This is a genomic window from Mycobacterium intracellulare ATCC 13950 (genome assembly GCF_000277125.1).
Taxonomy (GTDB): domain Bacteria; phylum Actinomycetota; class Actinomycetes; order Mycobacteriales; family Mycobacteriaceae; genus Mycobacterium; species Mycobacterium intracellulare.
Map to the genome: position 1 here is coordinate 2,994,203 of NC_016946.1, position 17,295 is coordinate 3,011,497.

Consider the following 17,295-nt stretch of genomic DNA (forward strand, 5'->3'; position numbering starts at 1 on the left):
ATGACCCCGCACGCACTGGATCCCGACGCGGCCGCCCGCATCGCCTCGTTCGGCGAGATCGCTCCGATGCGGCAACGGGGTTTCACCGCGGTGCGCGCCGGACTCGAATCCGCGCCGCTGCCACCACACATGCCCGAGATGGCCAGCCTCACCGAGACGCTCGTCCCCAGCGACGGCAACGACGTGCCGGTCCGGATTTATTGTCCGACAACGGCTTCCGGCGGCCCGGTGCTGGTCTATTTTCACGGTGGCGGGCTGGTGATGGGATCCAACCGCTCGTTCGAACCGCTGGCCCGTGAGCTCGCCTCGGCTGCGGCGGCCACCGTGGTGGCCGTGGACTACCGGCTCGCCCCGGAGTCAGCGCCGCCCGCCCAGTTCGACGACGCCTATGCCGCCACCGAATGGGTGTCGCGAAACGCCGCCGAATTGGGCGTCGACGCCGAGCGGCTCGCGGTGGTCGGCGACAGCGCCGGGGGTGCGCTGGCGGCGGCGGTGGCGCTCGCCGCGCGGGATCGCCACGGGCCGGCCATCTGCGCGCAGGTGCTGCTGTATCCCGGCCTGGACCGCGACATGTCCGTCGCCTCGATCGCCGCGATGCCCGACGCACCGCTGCTCACCCGCGATGACATCGAGTACATGCACGCGCTGGCCGACGGCGACGCCGGCCCGCCCACGGACCCGTATCAGGTTCCCGCGTACGCGACCGATCTGTCGGGCCTACCGCCGGCGATCGTGGTCACCGGGGGCTGCGACCCGATCCGGGACTGGGGTGAGCGCTACGCCGACCGGCTGCGCGACGCCGGCGTGCAGACCACCGTCACCCGCTATCCCGGGATGTACCACGGCTTTCTGATGCGCTCCGATGCCACCGCGCGGGGGCGGCTGGCCCTCGCGGAGATCGGGGCGCTGCTGCGCGCCAAGTTCGCCCATCCGCTTCGGTTTGTCGTCCCGATCACCGGACAGCCGTCGACCGTATCGCCGTGATGCTGCGCACAATCAACCAACCTTGAACCGACAAAGGAGACCGCTGATGCTCACCGACGAGCGCCGGATGGAGCTTTCCGACGTGCTGCGACCGGCCGCGCCGCCCCGCGAGATCGACAACGTCTACACCGACGACCAGCGCGAGCGCCTTCTCGACGTGGTGCGCACGGAAGGCCCGTGGAAGCTGATCATCGCGCAGCACTTCGCGTCCGCCGACGAGTTGATGGCGACGATGAGCGGCATGTTCCCCGAGGGGTTCAGTCCGTCGCTGGATTTGTTTTTGACCCCGACCTTCCGCGGCTACCTCGCGAACTACGGCGCCGTGCTCTACCCGCAACTGCACGACTGCTTCTACAACGAGCGCTTCCTGCAGATGGCCAAGGAGTACTGGAACGCCGAATACGCCAAGCCCCAGTTGATGCTGTTCAACATCAACGGACCGTGCGCCAATCGCGACCCCGGCCACTTGGATTCGCCGAGCTTCCGCGGTGTGCGGCACGAAAACGCCCCGACCTGGTTGACCAGCGTCATGGGCAAATCCGGCCTGTTCCGCGACTATCTGATCAAGATGGCGCAGGTCATCACCTGGTTCTCACTCGATGCCGGCAGCGGCTTCACCTACTGGCCGCACGGTCCGCTCAAGGCGCCACAACGCATCCTGCCGCCGATCAACAACCGCGGCGTGGTGGTGCAAAACGAGATGATGGTGCACCGCGGTGAGGCGAATGGCCCACTGGATCAACAGATTCCGCCTGGACTGGCGTTCGACACCGTGTTCGCCGGCGACCCGACGAGCCGCGAGCATTGGCTGCTGAAAAACGGCGAAGACGTGATCGCCCGCCACCACACCGACGAGCTGCGGTTTCTGGTGCACTGGTCGGCCGAAGTGTTCTCCGACTTCGACGAGCTGAAAAAGAACATGGACGGCAGCGACGACCTGACCATCGACAAGGCCATCGACATCATGGTCGACGACCTCAAGGGCAAGGGCATCGACCTCGACATCCCGGCCGAGCCGCTGCACGACCCGGCGTTCATCAGCGCGCTCAACGCCGCCTATGACCTGGGCGGCCCGGCCACCTATCCGGAGGAAGCCCCGATCAGCGCCTTCCAACTGGCGTGACCGAAAGGCCTTGCACCGTGGATCGTTTCGCCGATCGGCGCGTCATCGTCACCGGTGCCGGCTCCGGCATCGGACAGGCCACCGTGGCCCGGCTGCTCGACGAGGGGGCCACCGTCGTGGCCTACGACGTCTCGGCGGACGGGCTGGCGCGCACGGCGGCCGCCGCCGACGAGGCCGGCACGGCCAAGCGACTGACCACCGCGGTGCTCGATATCTCCGTCGAGGACGATGTCGTTGCCGCCGTCGATGCCGCGGTGGCCGACCTGGGCGGCCTCGAGGTACTGGTCAATGTTGCTGCGGTGCAGACCTGTTCGCACACTCACAAGACCACGCTGGCCGACTGGAACCGGACGCTGGCGGTCAATCTGACCGGCACCTTTCTGATGACGCGCCAGGCGCTACCGGCGCTGCTCGAATCCGGCCGAGGTGTCGTCGTCAACTTCACCTCGACCGCCGCGTCGTTCGCCCACCCCTACATGGCCGCGTATGCCGCCAGCAAGGGCGGCATCTTGAGTTTCACCCATTCGCTGGCGCTGGAGTACTCCAAGCAAGGGCTGCGCGCGGTCAACATCCAGCCCGGCGGGATCTCGACGGCGCTGGCCAACAGCACGCTCGAGAAAATGCCCGACGGCTATGACCTGGGCCTGTGGGCCAAGCAGACTCCGCTGCTGCACGGTGCGGACAGCGAAATCCTTGGCGACGCAAGCGCGGTCGCCGCGGTGATCGCCATGGTGGCCTCCGACGACGGGGCATTCGTCACCGGAACGGAGATTCGCGTCGACGGCGGCGCGCACGCCTGAGCGTCCCGCCCGGCTAGCGCACCACGACGCTGCTCGGCGTCCGGGGCGAGCCGAGCATGTCCCGGTGCGACGGCGGGCGGCGGCCGCCCTCGTCGGTGATCCCATAACGCTCAGCGAGTTCCGCCCCGATCAGCGCCTGCCCGCTCAGCTCCTCCAGGTGCGGATCGCAGAACAACGCGTGGATCAAATGCCCGGTGAATTCGGGTGTTTCGGCATGCTCGGCCATTGCGGCCAGCGCCGCAGGATCCGCACTGAAAGCGGCGCGGAGCTTTTCGGTCAGCAGGATGCCCATCCAGATCGACACCGTCGCGACCCCGGTGCCCCGGAAGTCCACCGCCATGTCGGCGACCATCTTGTCGACGCCGGCCTTCTGCGCGCCGTACGCGGGACCGTGCATGTAGCACACCGACCCCGGCGAGGACGTGAACGCGATCAGGCCGCGGCCGGCGGCGACCAGCAGCGGCGCGGCGCACCATGACGCGACGTAGGACGATCGCAATCCCACATCGAGCACATCGGCCAGCTCGAGTGGCTTCTCCCAGAAGGGCTTTGGGCTGACCAGCGCGTCGGAGATGGCCGCGGCGTTGTTGACCAGGAGGTCGAGGCGGCCGCACTCGTCTTGCACGCGGTCGAACAAGCCCTTGACGGCGTCGTCGTCCCCGTGATCGACACGGACGGCCACGACGCCGGGTGGGGCGTCGCTGATGGTGCGGCTCGTCCCATACACCCGCCAGTCGCGGGCGGCGAGCGCGGCCGCGATACCGCGTCCGGCGCCGCGGCTGGCTCCTGTCACGACGGCGACGCGTGATGCACCATTCACGGTCATCAGATTACGGGGTCGACGACCGCCAATTCTCCTGTGGCCACGGCGGCCTGGATCGAGTCCCGCAGCGCGGCACACACCAGGAACGGCCCGCGATGATGACCGGCGAGGCGCTCGGCCTCACGGCGCTCGATGCAGCGCTTCGCGGCATCGGCGTTCCACTGCACACTCGTCTGGTTCCAGCTGCTCTTGCGGGCCAGCACCCGCGCACCGCACTCGCGGCACGTGACCGGGGCCATGGGCGTGTCGACCAGTCGATTGTCGGTCCTGGCGGACCAGTCGAGTGCCATCACACCGAGCCGGCCGCGGCGGACCGCGCCGCCAGGTTCGCCTCGACCTCTTTCATCCACGCCTCGTAGGGCCGGGTCGTGTCGAGTTCGAACTCGAAGCGATCCACCATGTCCGGTTGCACGTCGGCGACGTCGACGTAGAACTGCTGATACCAGCGGCGCAGCTGATACACCGGCCCGTCCTCCTCGACCAGGAGCGGGTTGTCGATGCGCGCTTTATGCCGCCAGATCTCGACGTCCTGCTCGAAACCGAGCTTGACGTAGTCGCCGAGGGTGATCGCGGTTTCCATCGCCTGGTCGTCGGGCATCACCTCCGACTTTTTCACGATGATGCCGTATTGCAGCACAAAGGAATTCGCGTCGATCGGATAGTGGCAATTGATGAGGATCGTGTTGGCGTCGCCATGCTCGTAGTGATACGTCAGGTCATCGATCATGAACGAGGGACCGTAGTAGGACGCCACCGACGTCGTCCCCAGCATCTGCGATCCGGTGCCACCCATGTCCGGCCGGCTGCCGCCGTTCATGTACTGCGTGGCGACGTGCCCCTCGAAGATGTTCTTGAAGTACGTGGGCAACGAGCCGTGAATATAGAAGAAGTGCGCCATATCCACGACGTTGTCGATGATTTCGCGGCAGTTGCTTCCCACGACCGTGGTGTACCAATGCCAGTCTGTCCACTGGTCGCTGGTGGCGCCCTCGATGCGCGGGATCGTCACGTCCGGTGGCGGCGGTTTGCGCTCGGGGTCGTTCCAGACGAACAGCATGCCGTCCTGCTGCAGCGTCGTCCAGGCTTGTGTGCGGGCCAGTTTGGGGGTGCGACGGCTGTAGGGCACCTGCTTGCAGCGGCCGTCGCCGCCCCAGCGCCAGTCGTGGAACGGGCAGGCGATCTCGTCGCCCTTCACCTCGCCCTGGGACAGGTCGCCGCCCATGTGCCGGCAATAGCTGTCGAGCACGTTGATGTTGCCGTCACCGCTGCGGAACACGACGAGCTTCTGTCCGAAGGCGTTGATCGCGTGAGGTTTGCCGTCGGCGAAGTCCCGGATCAGTCCCAGGCAGTGCCAGCCGCGGGCGAACCGCGTCGGCGCCGCCTGCGCTTCTATCAACCGGATTTCGTCGGCCTCAGTCTGCGACGTCATGGGCGCGATTCAACTCCCCCGGGCCGGCGTGTGGGCCGGGTTGTTCCACTCATCAGGACGGCTCTTCCGGTATCGCGCCTGCGCGGCCTACCGTTTCGAACGTGACGACGCGCAGCACGACGATCCCTGCCGGGCTTCCCGTGGCCGACACCGCCGTGGATCTGCTCGTCGTCGGCTCCGGCACCGGCATGGCGGCGGCGTTGGCCGCCCACGAATCCGGATTGTCGGCGTTGATCGTGGAGAAATCGTCGTACGTGGGCGGCTCGACCGCCCGGTCCGGCGGCGCGCTGTGGCTGCCGGCCAGCCCGGTGCTGGCCGAGGCCGGCGCCGGCGACAGCGCCGAAAGCGCCGGCGCCTACCTGGACTCGGTGGTCGCCGGGTCGGCGCCCGCGCAGCGGTCGGCCGGGTTCCTGGCGCACGTGTCAGCGACGGTGGACATGCTGCGCCGCATGACGCCGCTGCGGCTGTTCTGGGCCCGCGACTATTCCGACTACCACCCCGAGGCGCCCGGTGGCAGCGCGGCCGGGCGCACCTGCGAATGCCGTCCGTTCGACACCTCGCTGCTCGGCGCGTACCGCACCCGGCTGGAGCCCGGCCTGATGGAGGTCAGTGTTCCGATGCCGACGACGGGCGCCGACTACCGCTGGATGAATCTGGTCGCCCGGATGCCGCGTAAGGGCATTCCCACGTACGGCAAGCGATTGGCGCAGGGCGTGGCGGGCCGCGTGGTGGGCCGGCGCTACGCGGCGGGCGGTCAGGGCCTGGCGGCCGGGCTGTTCACCGGTGTGCTGCGGGCCGGGATCCCCGTGTGGACCGACACCGCGCTCGTGCGGCTCGTCCGCGACGGCGAGCGCGTGACGGGCGCCGTCGTCGATCACGGCGGCCGCGAGGTGACGATTACCGCCCGGCGCGGCGTCGTGCTGGCGACCGGCGGTTTCGACCACAGCATGGACATGCGGTGGAAATTCCAATCGGAGTCGTTGGGCGCCGATCTCAGCCTCGGTGCCGCGGCCAACACCGGCGACGGCATCCGGGCGGGCCAGGAACTCGGCGCCGGCATCGACCTGATGGATCAGGCGTGGTGGTTCCCCGCCATCGCGCCGTTGCCCGGCAAGGCGCCCGCGGTGATGCTGGCCGAGCGGTCGCTTCCGGGCTGCCTCATCGTGGACCAGCACGGGCGCCGGTTCGCCAACGAAGCGACCGACTACATGTCGTTCGGGCAGCGGGTGCTCGAGCTGGAGCGATCCGGCAGCCCGGTCGAGGCGATGTGGATCATCTTCGACCAGCAGTACCGCAACAGTTATGTCTTTGGCGCCGAACTGTTCCCGCGCATGCGCGTCCCGCAGGCCTGGTATGACGCCGGCATTGCGGCCCGCGCCGATAATCTCACCGATCTGGGCGCGCGGATCGGTGTACCGGTGTCGGCGTTCTTCGAGACGATGACGCGGTTCAACCACAACGCCGCCGCAGGCGAGGATCCCGACTTCGGCCGCGGCCGCAGCGCGTACGACCGTTATTACGGCGACCCGACGGTCAAGCCGAACCCGAATCTGCGTCCGTTGGTCAACGGCCCCTTCTACGCCGTGAAGGTGGTGCTGTCCGATCTGGGCACCTGCGGTGGGCTCAGGACCGACGAGCGGGCGCGGGTGCTGCGTGAGGACGGCGGGGTGATCGCCGGGTTGTACGCGATCGGCAACACCGCCGCGAACGCGTTCGGCACGACGTATCCGGGTGCGGGCGCGACGATTGCGCAGGGTCTGGTGTACGGCTACATCGCGGCTCAGGACGCGGCGATCGCGAGCGCGGCGCAGCCGGGCGAAGCGGGTCGCCGCCATCGGACCTAGCGGCGATCGTGAGCGCGGCGCAGCCGGGCGAGGCGGGTCGGCGCCATCGGAGCTCGCGGCGATCGCGAAAAGTGTTATGCGGCGCCGGGATTGTCGGCTTCTTCGTCGTCGTCGTGTTCGTGGTGGAGGAGTTTTTCGGGGTGGTGGTAGGTGTTGGTGCGGGGTTGGCCGCGCTCGAGGTGGGGTGGGGGTTTCCATTCGGTGTCGCCGCGGAAGTTTTTGCGGGTGCTCCAGCCGCCGGGGTCGAGCATGCGGTGATGCGGGCCGCAGGCGAAGGTGAGCTGGTTGATGTCGGTGCTGTGGCAGGTGCTGTAGTCGGTGGTGTGGTGGACTTCGCAGTAGTAACCCGACACGGTGCAGCCCGGGGCGGTGCAACCACGGTCCTTGGCGTACAACACGATTCGCTGCCCCGGGGAAGCCAGCCGCTTGGTGTGATACAACGCCAGGGCCTTGCCCTTATCGAAAATCGCCAAGTAGTGATGCGCGTGGCGGCCCAGGCGGATCACCTCACTCATCGGCAAAATCGTGCCCCCGCCGGTCAGGCCGCGCCCGGCCGCGGCCTCCAACTCGGCCAGGGTAGTGGTGACGATGATGGAGGCCGGTAACCCGTTGTGCTGACCCAACTCCCCGGAGGCCAACAGCCCACGCAGCCCGGCCAGCAGGGCGTCGTGGCCGCGCTGAGCAGCCGAGCGGGTATCACGATCGATGGCGGCCTGGCTGGGCGTCCCCTCCACGCACGGAATGTCGTCGAGCGGGTTGCACATGCCCGGGGCACCGAGTTTGGCTTCCACGGCTTCCAGCGTGGCGCGTAGTTCGGGGGTAATCAGGCCCCGCAACTCCGACATGCCGTCGGCCTGTTGGCGGCCCAGGGTCACCCCGCGGCTGCGGGCGCGGTCCTCGTCGGTGAAGAGGCCGTCGGGATTGAGGCAATCTTCCAGGACGTGGGCCAGGCCGTCGAGTTCGTCGGGCCGGTGATAGGCGGCGTGGCCGGCCAGGTCGGCCTCGACGCGCTCGCGGGTGGCTGGGTCGATCCAGCCGGGCAGGCGGCGAAAGAATCGGCGGATCACCGCCACATGGGCGGCGCCGAGTTCACCGCGGGCCTGGGCGGCGGCGGTGGCGGCCAACACCGGGGGCAAGGGTTCACCGGTCAGGCCGTGGCGCGGGCCCAGATCGGCGGCGTCTTTGACCCGCCGGGCGGCCTCGGTGTGGCTGATCCGCAGCCGGTCGGCGATCGCCTGGTCGAGTTTGGCGCCGAGTTCTTGGATGCTGGCTTGGCGGGCCAGGTGATTGATCAACGCATGCTCAGCCACCGGCAGCCGGCGGCGCGTCTTTTCGCAGCGCTCCAACAGCGCCAGGCACTCCCGAGGAACCAGCGCATCAAAACTCAGCCCCGCCACGCCCTCGATCGCGGCATCGAGCGCGTCGAAGGCCGCGCTAATCGCGTCCCGATCGATGACGCCGCCCGAACCCATACCGTCAAACTATCGAGGCCCACCGACACAAAACCCCGCAATGTGACCACAGAAACCACAGTGACACAAGGGAATTCAATATCCGTTTCCGATATCCGAAACCGCGCGCACGAGCCGAAACGAGCGACGGCGCCGGAAAGGCGCACCAGAACTAGTCTGAAGAATCGAACCAGAACTAGTCGGCGCCGCGCTTCGCCTGGACCTGCTTCTCGATTTCCCGCCAATACCCCGGCGTGGGGCGCGGCTTGCCGAACCCGCCCTTCTCGGCCTTCTTCAGGACGGCGTCGGCCTCGTCGATGTCCTTCATGAGCTCGAGCGCGAACTCACGCTCGGCGGCGTAGTACTTCGCCGCCCAGCGCAAGGCGATCACCGAATACGCCCATGCGGGTTCGCCCTCGGCGCCGTCGGCATCCTCCACCGCCTTGCGGTGGCGGGCATCGGCGAACGCCACGTGTTCTTGCAGCAGTTCCTTGAGCCGAGCCGGATTGGTGAGGTGACCGAACGTAACCCGAAGCAGCACACTGTGTTTGAGCACCGGCGGGTCCACCGGCGCGTCGTTGACCCACTCGATTGCGGCCGCCATGCCGGCTTCGGTGATCTTGTAGAGCCGGCGGGTGCGGGTGCCCTCGTCCCGCTCGACGCGCGACGTGACCAGTCCCAAGCCCTCCAGCTTCTTCAGCTCCGTATAGATCTGGCTGTAGGACGGGCTCCAGTAGTACAGATCGACGCTCCAGTCGATCCACTTCTTGAGGTCGTAGCCGGAGATCTCCTCCTCGTAGGACATCATGCACAGCAACGCGCGACTGGTCGCGGCCAATGCCGCGTTCGTCGGCTTTTTGCTGGCAGGGTCCGTTTCGGAGTCCACGTGGCCAGGTTAACAACACGCACCCTAGATTGGGGGACATGGACCGCTGGCTGGGACGCCCGTGAAATTCTCCTTCCCCGTTCCGCACATGCTGCGCCTCAAGGCGATTTCGCAACCATGGGAAGCGACCGTCACGGGCCCCGAACAGCGGCGCATGATGCGGTGCGCCGACCAGTGGGGCTACGACATGATCGCGGTGCCCGAACATCTCGTCATCCCAACCGACCACGTCGAGTTGTCCGGGCCGCACTACCTGCATTCGACGGTGGCCCAGGCCTTCATCGCCGGCGCCACCGAACGGGTCGCCGTCAATTCCTGCATCACCATCCTGCCGCTGCAGCATCCGATCGTGCTGGCCAAAGCGCTTGCCACCGCCGACTGGATGAGTGGCGGCCGGATGATGGTCACGTTCGGCGTCGGATGGCTGGCACGGGAGTTCGAGCTCGTGGGCGTGCCGTTCGCGGAACGCGGGCGGATCGCCGACGAGTACCTGGCGGCCATCGTCGAACTGTGGACCAGTGACGCGCCGACATTCGAAGGACGCTACGTGTCGTTCGCCGACATCGCCTTCGAGCCGAAACCCGTTCAAAAACCCCATCTCCCGATCTGGATCGGCGGCGACGCCGATGCCGCGTTGCGCAGGGCCGCCACCTTTGGTTCGGGCTGGTGGCCGTTCCTAACCAAACCCGAGCAGATCGCCGAAAAGCTGGACTACATCAAGTCCCAACCTTCCTATGACGGGCGGCCTTTCGAGGTGATGCACGGGCTGGGCACCAACCGGGTCGGCGAAGGACACGTCGCGCGCCGCGACGCAAGCGATCGGCCGGGCATGAGCGCGGCGCAGATCGTCGACCGGTTGGGCTGGCTCGCCGACCAGGGCGTGACGATGACCGCGGTGCCCGTTCCGGCCGTCGGTGGCGTGGACGAGTACCTCGACTACGCGCAGTGGGTCATCGAAGAGATCAAGCCGCAGCTCACCTGACCTGCAGCCCGCGCCGGCGCTGCCATCCGAGCGCGGCGACGCTGCACGCGACCCACACGGTGACCGCGATGCCAACGTGGACAAGGCTCTTGGTGTCGCGCCCGAACACCGGCCAGATCAGGGCGGGCACCTGCTGCCACAGCACCCGGTGCTCCACACCGTTCATCGGGTCGGCCACGTAATACAGCGCGTACGGCAGCGCGAGCGCCAGCAGCCAACTGCGCGTGCGGCGCAGATCGCCGCGCTGGCGCCAGCGCCGGACCAGCGGCTCGACGCTGACCGGGTGCAGCACCGAGATGAGGTTTCCCACGCCCAGCCACGACACGATGGGAACCGCCACGGTGGGGATCGTAATGCCCAGGCGCGCAGGCGTTTCGAGCCACAGCGTCAGCACCGTCGCGGCGGCCAGGGTGGGCAACCCGACGATCGCGAGCAGGGCGAGGTTTTTGATCAACAGGATCCGCCCGAACGGCACGCCCGCGGACAGGCCCCGAACGATGCGGTAATGATCCGCGCCCAGGAAGTTGGTGGTGGTCACATCGGCGAGGACCCACGACGAGAAGTAGGTGCCCACCAGGATCACCCAATCGTGGTGACGGCCCACCGGGGTCAGCGGCTGCACCAGCAGCCAGGCGGCGGCGACGACCACGTTGGCCACCACCCCCATCAGCCAGGTGCGCGGCGGCGTGAACGCCCACCGGATCTCGGCGACAACCGCCGGGAACAAACCCTTCTCGAAGTCCTTGGCGGCGCGCTGTGCCGCGGCGGGACGGGGCGCCGAGGCCCGCACGAGGGCGCGCAGAAGAGCGTCCAACTGATGTGGCCTCCCCCGCTATCGGCTCGTCGGCGTTCGTCCGCACCGCACGCAGGGCAGGATAGCGCCATGAACCGAAAGCGCGTCGTCGTCGCGGGACTCGGGGACGCGGGCGTCCTCGCGGCGATCCGGCTGTCGCGGCACGCCGACGTCGTCGGGATCTCGGCCAAACCCGCGCTGGTCAGCGGCCAGGAACTCGGCGTTCGGCTGTCCCGCCCGCACGATTGGGCCCGCGATTACTGGATCCCGTTCGACCGGTTCCGCCGCCTGGATCGCGTCCGCACGGTGCAGGCGACGCTGACCGGGGTGGACCTGGGCGCCCGCATCGTCTTCGGCCGGGGCCAAGACGGCGCGACGATCGCCGAACCCTACGACGCGCTGGTCATCTCGACCGGCGTCAGCAACGGGTTCTGGCGCCAGCCGGCGTTGCAGTCCGCAGCCGAGATCGGCGCGGGGCTGCGCGCCGCGCACGACCGGCTGGCCGCCGCCGAGTCGGTGATCGTGGTGGGCGGCGGCGCGGCGGCCGTCAGCAGCGCCCTCAACATGGCGACCACCTGGCCGGATAAGCGAATCGACCTGTACTTCCCCGGCGAGTCCGCGCTTCAGGAGTATCACCCGCGGACTTGGCGGCGGATCCGCGCCCGGCTGAGCGAGCTGGGCGTCGGCGTGCACCCCGGCCACCGCGCGGTGATCGGCGAAGGCTTCGCGGGCGACGAACTCACCGACGAGCCGGTGCGCTGGAGCACCGGACAACCCCCGGCGGACGCCGACGCCGTGCTGTGGGCGGTCGGGCGGGTGCGGCCCAACACCGGTTGGCTGCCACCGGAATTGCTCGACGAGCGCGGGTTTGTGCGCGTCACGCCGGACCTGCGGGTGCCCGGTCAGCGGGGCGTCTTCGCGCTCGGCGACGTCGCGGCCACCGACCCCCTGCGCAGCTCCGCCCGCAATCGCGGCGACGCCCTGGTGGCGCGAAACGTCCTCGCCGAGTTCGCGGGCCGCCCGCTGCGCACCTATCGCGCGCCGACGCGGCGCTGGGGTTCACTGGTCGGCATCCAGCCCAACGGCCTGGAGGTGTTCCTGCCCTCCGGGCACGCCTTCCGCTTCCCGTCCTGGTCGGTCGAACGCGTGGTGATGCCGTGGATCGTGCGCTGGGGCATGTATCGCGGAGTGCGCCAGAACAACCCACTCGGATGAGCGCGCCATCCGGCGGCGGCGAGCTTCGCCGAAGCCTGGGAGTCTTCGACGCGGTGGTGATCGGGCTGGGCTCGATGATCGGCGCCGGGATTTTCGCCGCGCTGGGTCCCGCGGCGCGCGCCGCCGGTTCGGGACTGTTGCTGGGCCTGGCGCTCGCGGCGTTGGTGGCCTACTGCAACGCCACGTCCTCCGCGCGGCTGGCCGCGCGCTATCCCGCCTCGGGCGGCACCTACGTCTACGGCCAACAGCGGCTGGGCGAGTTCTGGGGCTACCTGGCGGGGTGGGGCTTCGTCGTCGGCAAGACCGCCTCGTGCGCGGCGATGGCCCTGACCGTCGGCGCCTACGTCTGGCCCGCGCAGGCGCACGCGGTGGCCGTGGCGGTGGTGGTCGCGCTGACCGCGGTGAACTATGCGGGAGTGCAGAAGTCGGCCTGGCTGACCCGCATCATCGTCGCGCTGGTGCTGGCCGTGCTGGCCGCGGTGATCGTCGCCGCGCTCGGATCGGGACGGCCCGGCTTCGATCCGTTCCGCCTGCAGGGCGCGACCGCCGGCGGTGTGGTGCAGGCCGCCGGACTGTTGTTTTTCGCCTTCGCCGGATACGCGCGCATCGCGACCCTGGGCGAGGAGGTGCGCGACCCGGCCCGCACCATTCCGCGGGCGATACCGCTGGCACTGAGCATCGCCCTGGCCGTCTATGCCCTGGTGGCGATCGCGGCCCTGTCCGTGCTGGGGCCGGCCCGGCTGGCCCGGAGCGCCGCGCCGCTGGTCGAAACGGCCGGCGCGGCGGGCGCGGGCCCGCTGGTTCCCCTGGTTCAGGCGGGCGCGGCGGTCGCGGCGGTGGGCTCGCTGCTGGCATTGATTCTCGGCGTCTCGCGCACCACCTTGGCCATGGCGCGCGACCGCCATCTGCCCCACCCGCTGGCCGCCGTGCACCCGCGAACCCGGGTGCCCCACCGCGCCGAACTGCTGATCGGCGTCGTGGTCGCGGTCCTGGCCGCCACCACCGACCTGCGCGACGCCATCGGGTTTTCCTCGTTCGCCGTGCTGATCTACTACGCGGTCGCCAATGCCTCGGCGTTCACCCTCGGGCGCGACGAGGGCCGACCGCCCCGGGTCGTCCCGGTGATCGGATTGCTCGGATGCGTGGTGCTGGCTTTCGCGATGCCGCGGTGGTCGGTGCTGTCCGGGGTGGCGGTGCTGGGCGTCGGCGTCGCCGCCTACGCGATCCGGCGACTCATCTCCCGAATGATGTTGCGTCGCGGCGCAAATCGCGGGAACACGATTCCCCGGCGCTGCGACGGGGAAGACTGACCGGATGGCCGACCCCGAAACCGAAGCATTCGACAAGCTGGTGGCGGTGCTGAACTATCCGATGTTCGTCGTCACCACGCAGGCCAACGGCACCCCGGCCGGCTGCCTGGTGGGTTTCGCCAGCCAGGCCAGCATTCACCCGCCCCGATTCCTGGTCGGCCTGTCGCAGCGCAACCACACGTTCCGCACGGCCCGCGACGCCACCCACCTGGCGGTGCACGTGTTCGACCACGACCACCTCGACGTCGTGGAGCTCTTCGGCGGTCAGACCAGCGACAAGATCGACAAGTTCGCCCGCTGTTCCTGGCATTCCGGCCCCGACGGGATGCCCATCCTCGACGACTCGGCCGCCTGGTTCGTCGGCGAGATCCTGGAGCGCTTCCCGCTGGGCGACCACGTCGGGCACCTGCTGGCCCCGGTCGGCGGCAGCCCGCCACGGGAGCTGGAAAGCTGGGTGTCGTTCGGCGACGTCCGCCAGCTCGAACCCGGTCACGAGGCGTGAGGGTGGACCAGTCTCCCCGGGTCAGCACCGTCCCCAGCATCGTCGAACTCGCGCCGTTCTATGCCGATCCCCCGGATGGCCTGCGCGCCAACATGATCTTCAGCGCCGACGGCGCCGCCGCGTTCGAGGGGCGAGCCGGTCCCCTGTCGTGTCCCACCGATCAGCGGCTGTTGCGGATCCTGCGCGGGCTGGCCGACGTCGTCCTGGTCGGGGCGGGCACCGCCCGCGCCGAAAACTATGGCCCGGTGAAGCTCAGCGACGCGGCGCGGGCCAGGCGGCACCACGAGGGGCGATTCGCGCCCCCGCCGATCGCGGTCGTCAGCCGCAGCGGCGACCTGCCCCCGCGGCTGTTCAGCGATCCCGAACAACCACCGATCCTGGTGACCTGCGCGCGAACCGCGGCGCGCCTCGACCACGACGACCGGCTGCGCGTCCTGATCGCCGGCGAGGACACCGTGGACGTGGCCCTGGCCGTCGCGATGCTGCGCGAGCAGGGCATGCACCGCATCCTGTGCGAGGGCGGGCCGACCCTGCTCGACGAGCTGGTCGAGGCCGACGCCGTCACCGAACTGTGCGTCACCCTCGCCCCCAGGCTCGCCGCGAGCCAGCCGGTGGGTTACCGCGTGCACCCGGCGCGGTTGACCGCGCCGGTCACGATGCGCCTGGCGCACGCGCTGGTCTGCGACGACTACCTGTTTCTGAAGTACAGCCGCTGACACCGGTGCGCAGAAGCGCTCGACATGCAGCAAGCGGCCACCCTTCCTATGATGAAAACGCCCGGCTTGTCGCCTCCCGCGCTGCACACAGAAAAGGATCACCGGCCAGGTGAGCAGTTCAGACCACGACCGTGACTATCGGAATCTGGCGGTGAACCGATTGCGCCCCAGCGAAATTCAGTGGGCGCTCAATCACGATGCCGTACACGGGATCGCGTATGCGTTCCGGAATCCCGTCGCGGTCGCCGAGTCACTCGAGGACCCCGACGACGACCGCAGGACGTATCTGGTCCGGGTCAAGCGCGACGACCTGGCCAACGCGCTGGAAAAGATCAACGAGTGGATCTTCGACAATCCCGGCCCGGCCGGGATGCAGGCCTACGGATTCGTCCGGGCGCTGTCGCGCGAAGGCCTCACCGACCGCGCCGCCGGGGATGACGACGTCCGTTAAGCGCGTCCCGTCGAATTAGCTGGCTTTCGCTATTCGGTGTGCCCCGCGGTCGCCGAAACCTTAGCCTTATGCCTGCATGCCACCGCATCGGCGGATCCGGCGCCGCCATCGGCCGGGCCCGCGCGAGCGCCACGAATCGGTTTGCGGTGCATGGGGCTGGCGGATGAGGAGTCGCCGATGGATGACACGACCGCGGATACGCGGGCGGGTTCGCAGTTCGGGCCGTACCTGCTGCGGCGGCTGGTCGGTCGCGGCGGCATGGGCGACGTCTACGAGGCCGAGGACACGGTCCGCGAGCGCGTGGTGGCCCTGAAACTGATGTCGCCTACGCTGTCCAACGACCCGGTCTTCCGCTCGCGGATGCAGCGCGAGGCGCGCACCGCCGGGCGGCTGCACGAGCCACACGTCGTGCCCATCCACGATTTCGGCGAGATCGACGGCCAGCTCTATGTCGACATGCGCCTCGTCGACGGCAAAGACCTGGCCGGCATGCTGAAGCGGTACGGGCCATTGTCGCCGCCGCGGGCGGTGGCGATCGTCCGTCAGATCGGGTCGGCGCTCGACGCCGCCCACGCGGCCGGCATCCTGCACCGAGACGTCAAGCCGGAGAACATCCTGGTGAGCGCCGACGACTTCGCCTACCTCGTCGATTTCGGCATCGCCAGCGCGACGTCGGACGAAAAGCTGACGCAAATCGGCACCACCGTGGGCACCGCCAAATACATGGCCCCGGAACGGTTCGGCGACTCCCAGGTGACGCATCGCGCCGATATCTACGCGCTGGCCTGCGTGCTGTACGAGTGCTTGACCGGCTCCCCTCCCTACACGGGCGACCAGCTCAGCGTGATCGGCGCGCACGTGCACCAACCGATCCCACGGCCCAGCGCGGCGCGGCCCAGCATCCCGGCCGGCTTCGACGAGGTGATCGCCCGCGGCATGGCCAAGAACCCCGACGACCGCTACCTCACCTGTGGTGACCTGTCATCCGCCGCGTACGCGGCGCTGGCCGCACCCGACCAGGATCGGGCCACCGACATCCTGGCGCGCACCCAGATGGCAACGCCGCCTTCGGCATTCGCCGCCCAGGCACCCGGGGGCATCGCGCCGGCACCGCCCGCGGCGACGGCGTGGCCCACCCCTGCGGGCGCCGGCCAGCCATTTGCTCCCGGCGGGCCGGTGCCCCAACCGACCGGCTGGGGCGGTGCTGGGGGCTGGAGCAACGCCGGTGGCCCGCCGCCGTGGGCGCCACCGCCGCAAGCCGGCCGCAGGCCCTGGCTGTGGGTCGGCGTCGCCGCCACCGTCGCCGTGGCGCTCGTCGGGGCGCTGCTCGCCGTGGTCCGGCCGTGGGAATCTGAGTCCCCGCCGGAGCCGCCTTCGCCGCCGCCACCACCGGACGCCGTCGCGCTGCGGGTGCTCGATGACGGTGTGTACGTGGGCAGTTCGGCCGCACGGGCGACGATCGACATCTTCAACGAACCCATCTGCCCGCCGTGCGGCACCTTCATCCGATCGAACGGCGCCGACATCGACGCGGCGGTGAACAACAAGAAGCTCGCGGTGCGCTATCACCTGCTCAACTTCCTCGACGACCGCTCGCACAGCCGGACCTATTCGACCCGCGCGGTCGCGGCCACCTACTGCGTCGCCGCGCAGAACGACGCCAAGCTCTACAGCGACTTCTATTCGGGCTTGTTCGCCAGCAACTTTCAGCCGCAGGAGGGCGGCGCCGAAGACCGCACCGACGGCGAATTCGCGCAACTGGCCAAGACGGTCGGCGCCGGCGCCGCCGTGATCACCTGCATCAAGTCCGGCGACGACCTCGGCACGGCCAAGACGAAAGCGGCCAACGGCTATTCGACGCTGTCCGGCGTCAACGCCAACTCCACCCCCTTCGTGTGGGACGGCGTCACGTCCGTGAACTATCAGGATCCCGCCTGGCTGACCAGGCTCACCGGGTAGCCGAGCGGTGACGCGCGCGAGCGGGCA

General features: G+C 69.0%; 17 protein-coding genes. 11 read left to right on the plus strand and 6 right to left on the minus strand.

Annotated features, from left to right (window positions below; genetic code table 11):
- Genes OCU_RS38870 through OCU_RS38880 form a run of 3 tightly spaced genes read left to right on the plus strand, consistent with a single transcriptional unit; the run spans nt 1 to nt 2,907 of the window.
- Nucleotides 1-984 (plus strand): alpha/beta hydrolase, encoded by a 984-nt coding sequence (locus OCU_RS38870; RefSeq protein ID WP_014380263.1) that lies wholly within the window; start codon nt 1-3, stop codon nt 982-984.
- 46 nt (nt 985-1,030) lie between these two features.
- Nucleotides 1,031-2,107: a hypothetical protein gene (locus OCU_RS38875; RefSeq protein ID WP_014380264.1), complete on the plus strand. Its 1,077-nt coding sequence runs from the start codon at nt 1,031-1,033 to the stop codon at nt 2,105-2,107.
- 17 nt (nt 2,108-2,124) lie between these two features.
- Nucleotides 2,125-2,907, plus strand: coding sequence for an SDR family NAD(P)-dependent oxidoreductase (locus tag OCU_RS38880; RefSeq protein ID WP_014380265.1), 783 nt, complete (start codon nt 2,125-2,127; stop codon nt 2,905-2,907).
- Between the two features lie 13 nt (nt 2,908-2,920).
- Here OCU_RS38880 and OCU_RS38885 read toward each other — a convergent pair whose 3' ends face one another.
- The 3 genes from OCU_RS38885 to OCU_RS38895 are packed head-to-tail and all read right to left on the minus strand — an operon-like array spanning nt 2,921 to nt 5,159.
- Nucleotides 2,921-3,733: an SDR family NAD(P)-dependent oxidoreductase gene (locus tag OCU_RS38885; RefSeq protein WP_014380266.1), complete on the minus strand. Its 813-nt coding sequence runs from the start codon at nt 3,731-3,733 to the stop codon at nt 2,921-2,923.
- The gene (locus OCU_RS38890) at nt 3,733-4,020 is read right to left on the minus strand and encodes a hypothetical protein (protein WP_008257273.1); all 288 of its coding nucleotides are present in this window, start codon (nt 4,018-4,020) and stop codon (nt 3,733-3,735) included. Before OCU_RS38890 ends, OCU_RS38885 begins: the two co-directional genes overlap by 1 nt.
- A complete protein-coding gene (locus OCU_RS38895) occupies nt 4,020-5,159 on the minus strand; it encodes a Rieske 2Fe-2S domain-containing protein (protein ID WP_014380267.1) in 1,140 nt (379 codons plus the stop codon). The genes OCU_RS38890 and OCU_RS38895 overlap by 1 nt, the downstream gene beginning before the upstream one ends.
- A 101-nt stretch (nt 5,160-5,260) precedes the next feature.
- Here OCU_RS38895 and OCU_RS38900 point away from each other — a divergent pair, with 101 nt between their 5' ends.
- Nucleotides 5,261-7,003 carry a 3-ketosteroid-delta-1-dehydrogenase gene (locus OCU_RS38900; RefSeq protein WP_080587932.1) on the plus strand — a complete coding sequence of 581 codons (1,743 nt, stop codon included), beginning with the start codon at nt 5,261-5,263 and terminating at the stop codon, nt 7,001-7,003.
- Between the two features lie 74 nt (nt 7,004-7,077).
- On the opposite strand, the gene OCU_RS38905 is transcribed toward OCU_RS38900, so the two are convergent.
- Both OCU_RS38905 and OCU_RS38910 read right to left on the minus strand, forming a co-directional pair.
- Entirely contained in the window at nt 7,078-8,475 is a 1,398-nt protein-coding gene (locus OCU_RS38905; protein WP_014380269.1) for an HNH endonuclease signature motif containing protein, read from the minus strand.
- Between the two features lie 175 nt (nt 8,476-8,650).
- Nucleotides 8,651-9,340 (minus strand): PadR family transcriptional regulator, encoded by a 690-nt coding sequence (locus OCU_RS38910; RefSeq protein ID WP_009956802.1) that lies wholly within the window; start codon nt 9,338-9,340, stop codon nt 8,651-8,653.
- A 61-nt stretch (nt 9,341-9,401) separates the two neighbouring features.
- Between OCU_RS38910 and OCU_RS38915 the strand changes: the two genes are divergently transcribed.
- A complete protein-coding gene (locus OCU_RS38915) occupies nt 9,402-10,322 on the plus strand; it encodes a TIGR03619 family F420-dependent LLM class oxidoreductase (protein WP_014380270.1) in 921 nt (306 codons plus the stop codon).
- On the opposite strand, the gene OCU_RS38920 is transcribed toward OCU_RS38915, so the two are convergent.
- Nucleotides 10,315-11,112, minus strand: a complete 798-nt coding sequence (locus OCU_RS38920) for a hypothetical protein (RefSeq protein ID WP_009956801.1) — start codon at nt 11,110-11,112, stop codon at nt 10,315-10,317. The genes OCU_RS38915 and OCU_RS38920 overlap by 8 nt on opposite strands.
- A gap of 93 nt (nt 11,113-11,205) precedes the next feature.
- Between OCU_RS38920 and OCU_RS38925 the strand changes: the two genes are divergently transcribed.
- From OCU_RS38925 to OCU_RS38950, 6 genes are all read left to right on the plus strand, one after another.
- Nucleotides 11,206-12,330 (plus strand): FAD-dependent oxidoreductase, encoded by a 1,125-nt coding sequence (locus OCU_RS38925; RefSeq protein ID WP_009956800.1) that lies wholly within the window; start codon nt 11,206-11,208, stop codon nt 12,328-12,330.
- Nucleotides 12,327-13,640 carry an APC family permease gene (locus tag OCU_RS38930; RefSeq protein ID WP_014380271.1) on the plus strand — a complete coding sequence of 438 codons (1,314 nt, stop codon included), beginning with the start codon at nt 12,327-12,329 and terminating at the stop codon, nt 13,638-13,640. Before OCU_RS38925 ends, OCU_RS38930 begins: the two co-directional genes overlap by 4 nt.
- Nucleotides 13,641-13,644: 4 nt before the next feature.
- Entirely contained in the window at nt 13,645-14,142 is a 498-nt protein-coding gene (locus tag OCU_RS38935) for a flavin reductase family protein (protein ID WP_009956799.1), read from the plus strand.
- A gap of 2 nt (nt 14,143-14,144) precedes the next feature.
- The gene (locus OCU_RS38940; RefSeq protein WP_014380272.1) at nt 14,145-14,858 is read left to right on the plus strand and encodes a pyrimidine reductase family protein; all 714 of its coding nucleotides are present in this window, start codon (nt 14,145-14,147) and stop codon (nt 14,856-14,858) included.
- A 109-nt stretch (nt 14,859-14,967) separates the two neighbouring features.
- Nucleotides 14,968-15,309: a hypothetical protein gene (locus tag OCU_RS38945; protein ID WP_008257297.1), complete on the plus strand. Its 342-nt coding sequence runs from the start codon at nt 14,968-14,970 to the stop codon at nt 15,307-15,309.
- Between the two features lie 177 nt (nt 15,310-15,486).
- Nucleotides 15,487-17,268: a serine/threonine protein kinase PknE gene (locus tag OCU_RS38950; protein ID WP_014711780.1), complete on the plus strand. Its 1,782-nt coding sequence runs from the start codon at nt 15,487-15,489 to the stop codon at nt 17,266-17,268.
- The last annotated feature ends 27 nt before the right edge of the window (nt 17,269-17,295 follow it).

Coding starts and splice junctions, on each gene's coding strand:
- OCU_RS38935 (WP_009956799.1), top strand. CDS start 13,645: ATGGCCGACCCCGAAACCGAAGCATTCGACAAGCTGGTGGCGGTGCTG.
- OCU_RS38930 (WP_014380271.1), top strand. CDS start 12,327: ATGAGCGCGCCATCCGGCGGCGGCGAGCTTCGCCGAAGCCTGGGAGTC.
- OCU_RS38890 (WP_008257273.1), bottom strand. CDS start 4,020: ATGGCACTCGACTGGTCCGCCAGGACCGACAATCGACTGGTCGACACG.
- OCU_RS38870 (WP_014380263.1), top strand. CDS start 1: ATGACCCCGCACGCACTGGATCCCGACGCGGCCGCCCGCATCGCCTCG.
- OCU_RS38875 (WP_014380264.1), top strand. CDS start 1,031: ATGCTCACCGACGAGCGCCGGATGGAGCTTTCCGACGTGCTGCGACCG.
- OCU_RS38895 (WP_014380267.1), bottom strand. CDS start 5,159: ATGACGTCGCAGACTGAGGCCGACGAAATCCGGTTGATAGAAGCGCAG.
- OCU_RS38950 (WP_014711780.1), top strand. CDS start 15,487: ATGGATGACACGACCGCGGATACGCGGGCGGGTTCGCAGTTCGGGCCG.
- OCU_RS38925 (WP_009956800.1), top strand. CDS start 11,206: ATGAACCGAAAGCGCGTCGTCGTCGCGGGACTCGGGGACGCGGGCGTC.
- OCU_RS38885 (WP_014380266.1), bottom strand. CDS start 3,733: ATGACCGTGAATGGTGCATCACGCGTCGCCGTCGTGACAGGAGCCAGC.
- OCU_RS38905 (WP_014380269.1), bottom strand. CDS start 8,475: ATGGGTTCGGGCGGCGTCATCGATCGGGACGCGATTAGCGCGGCCTTC.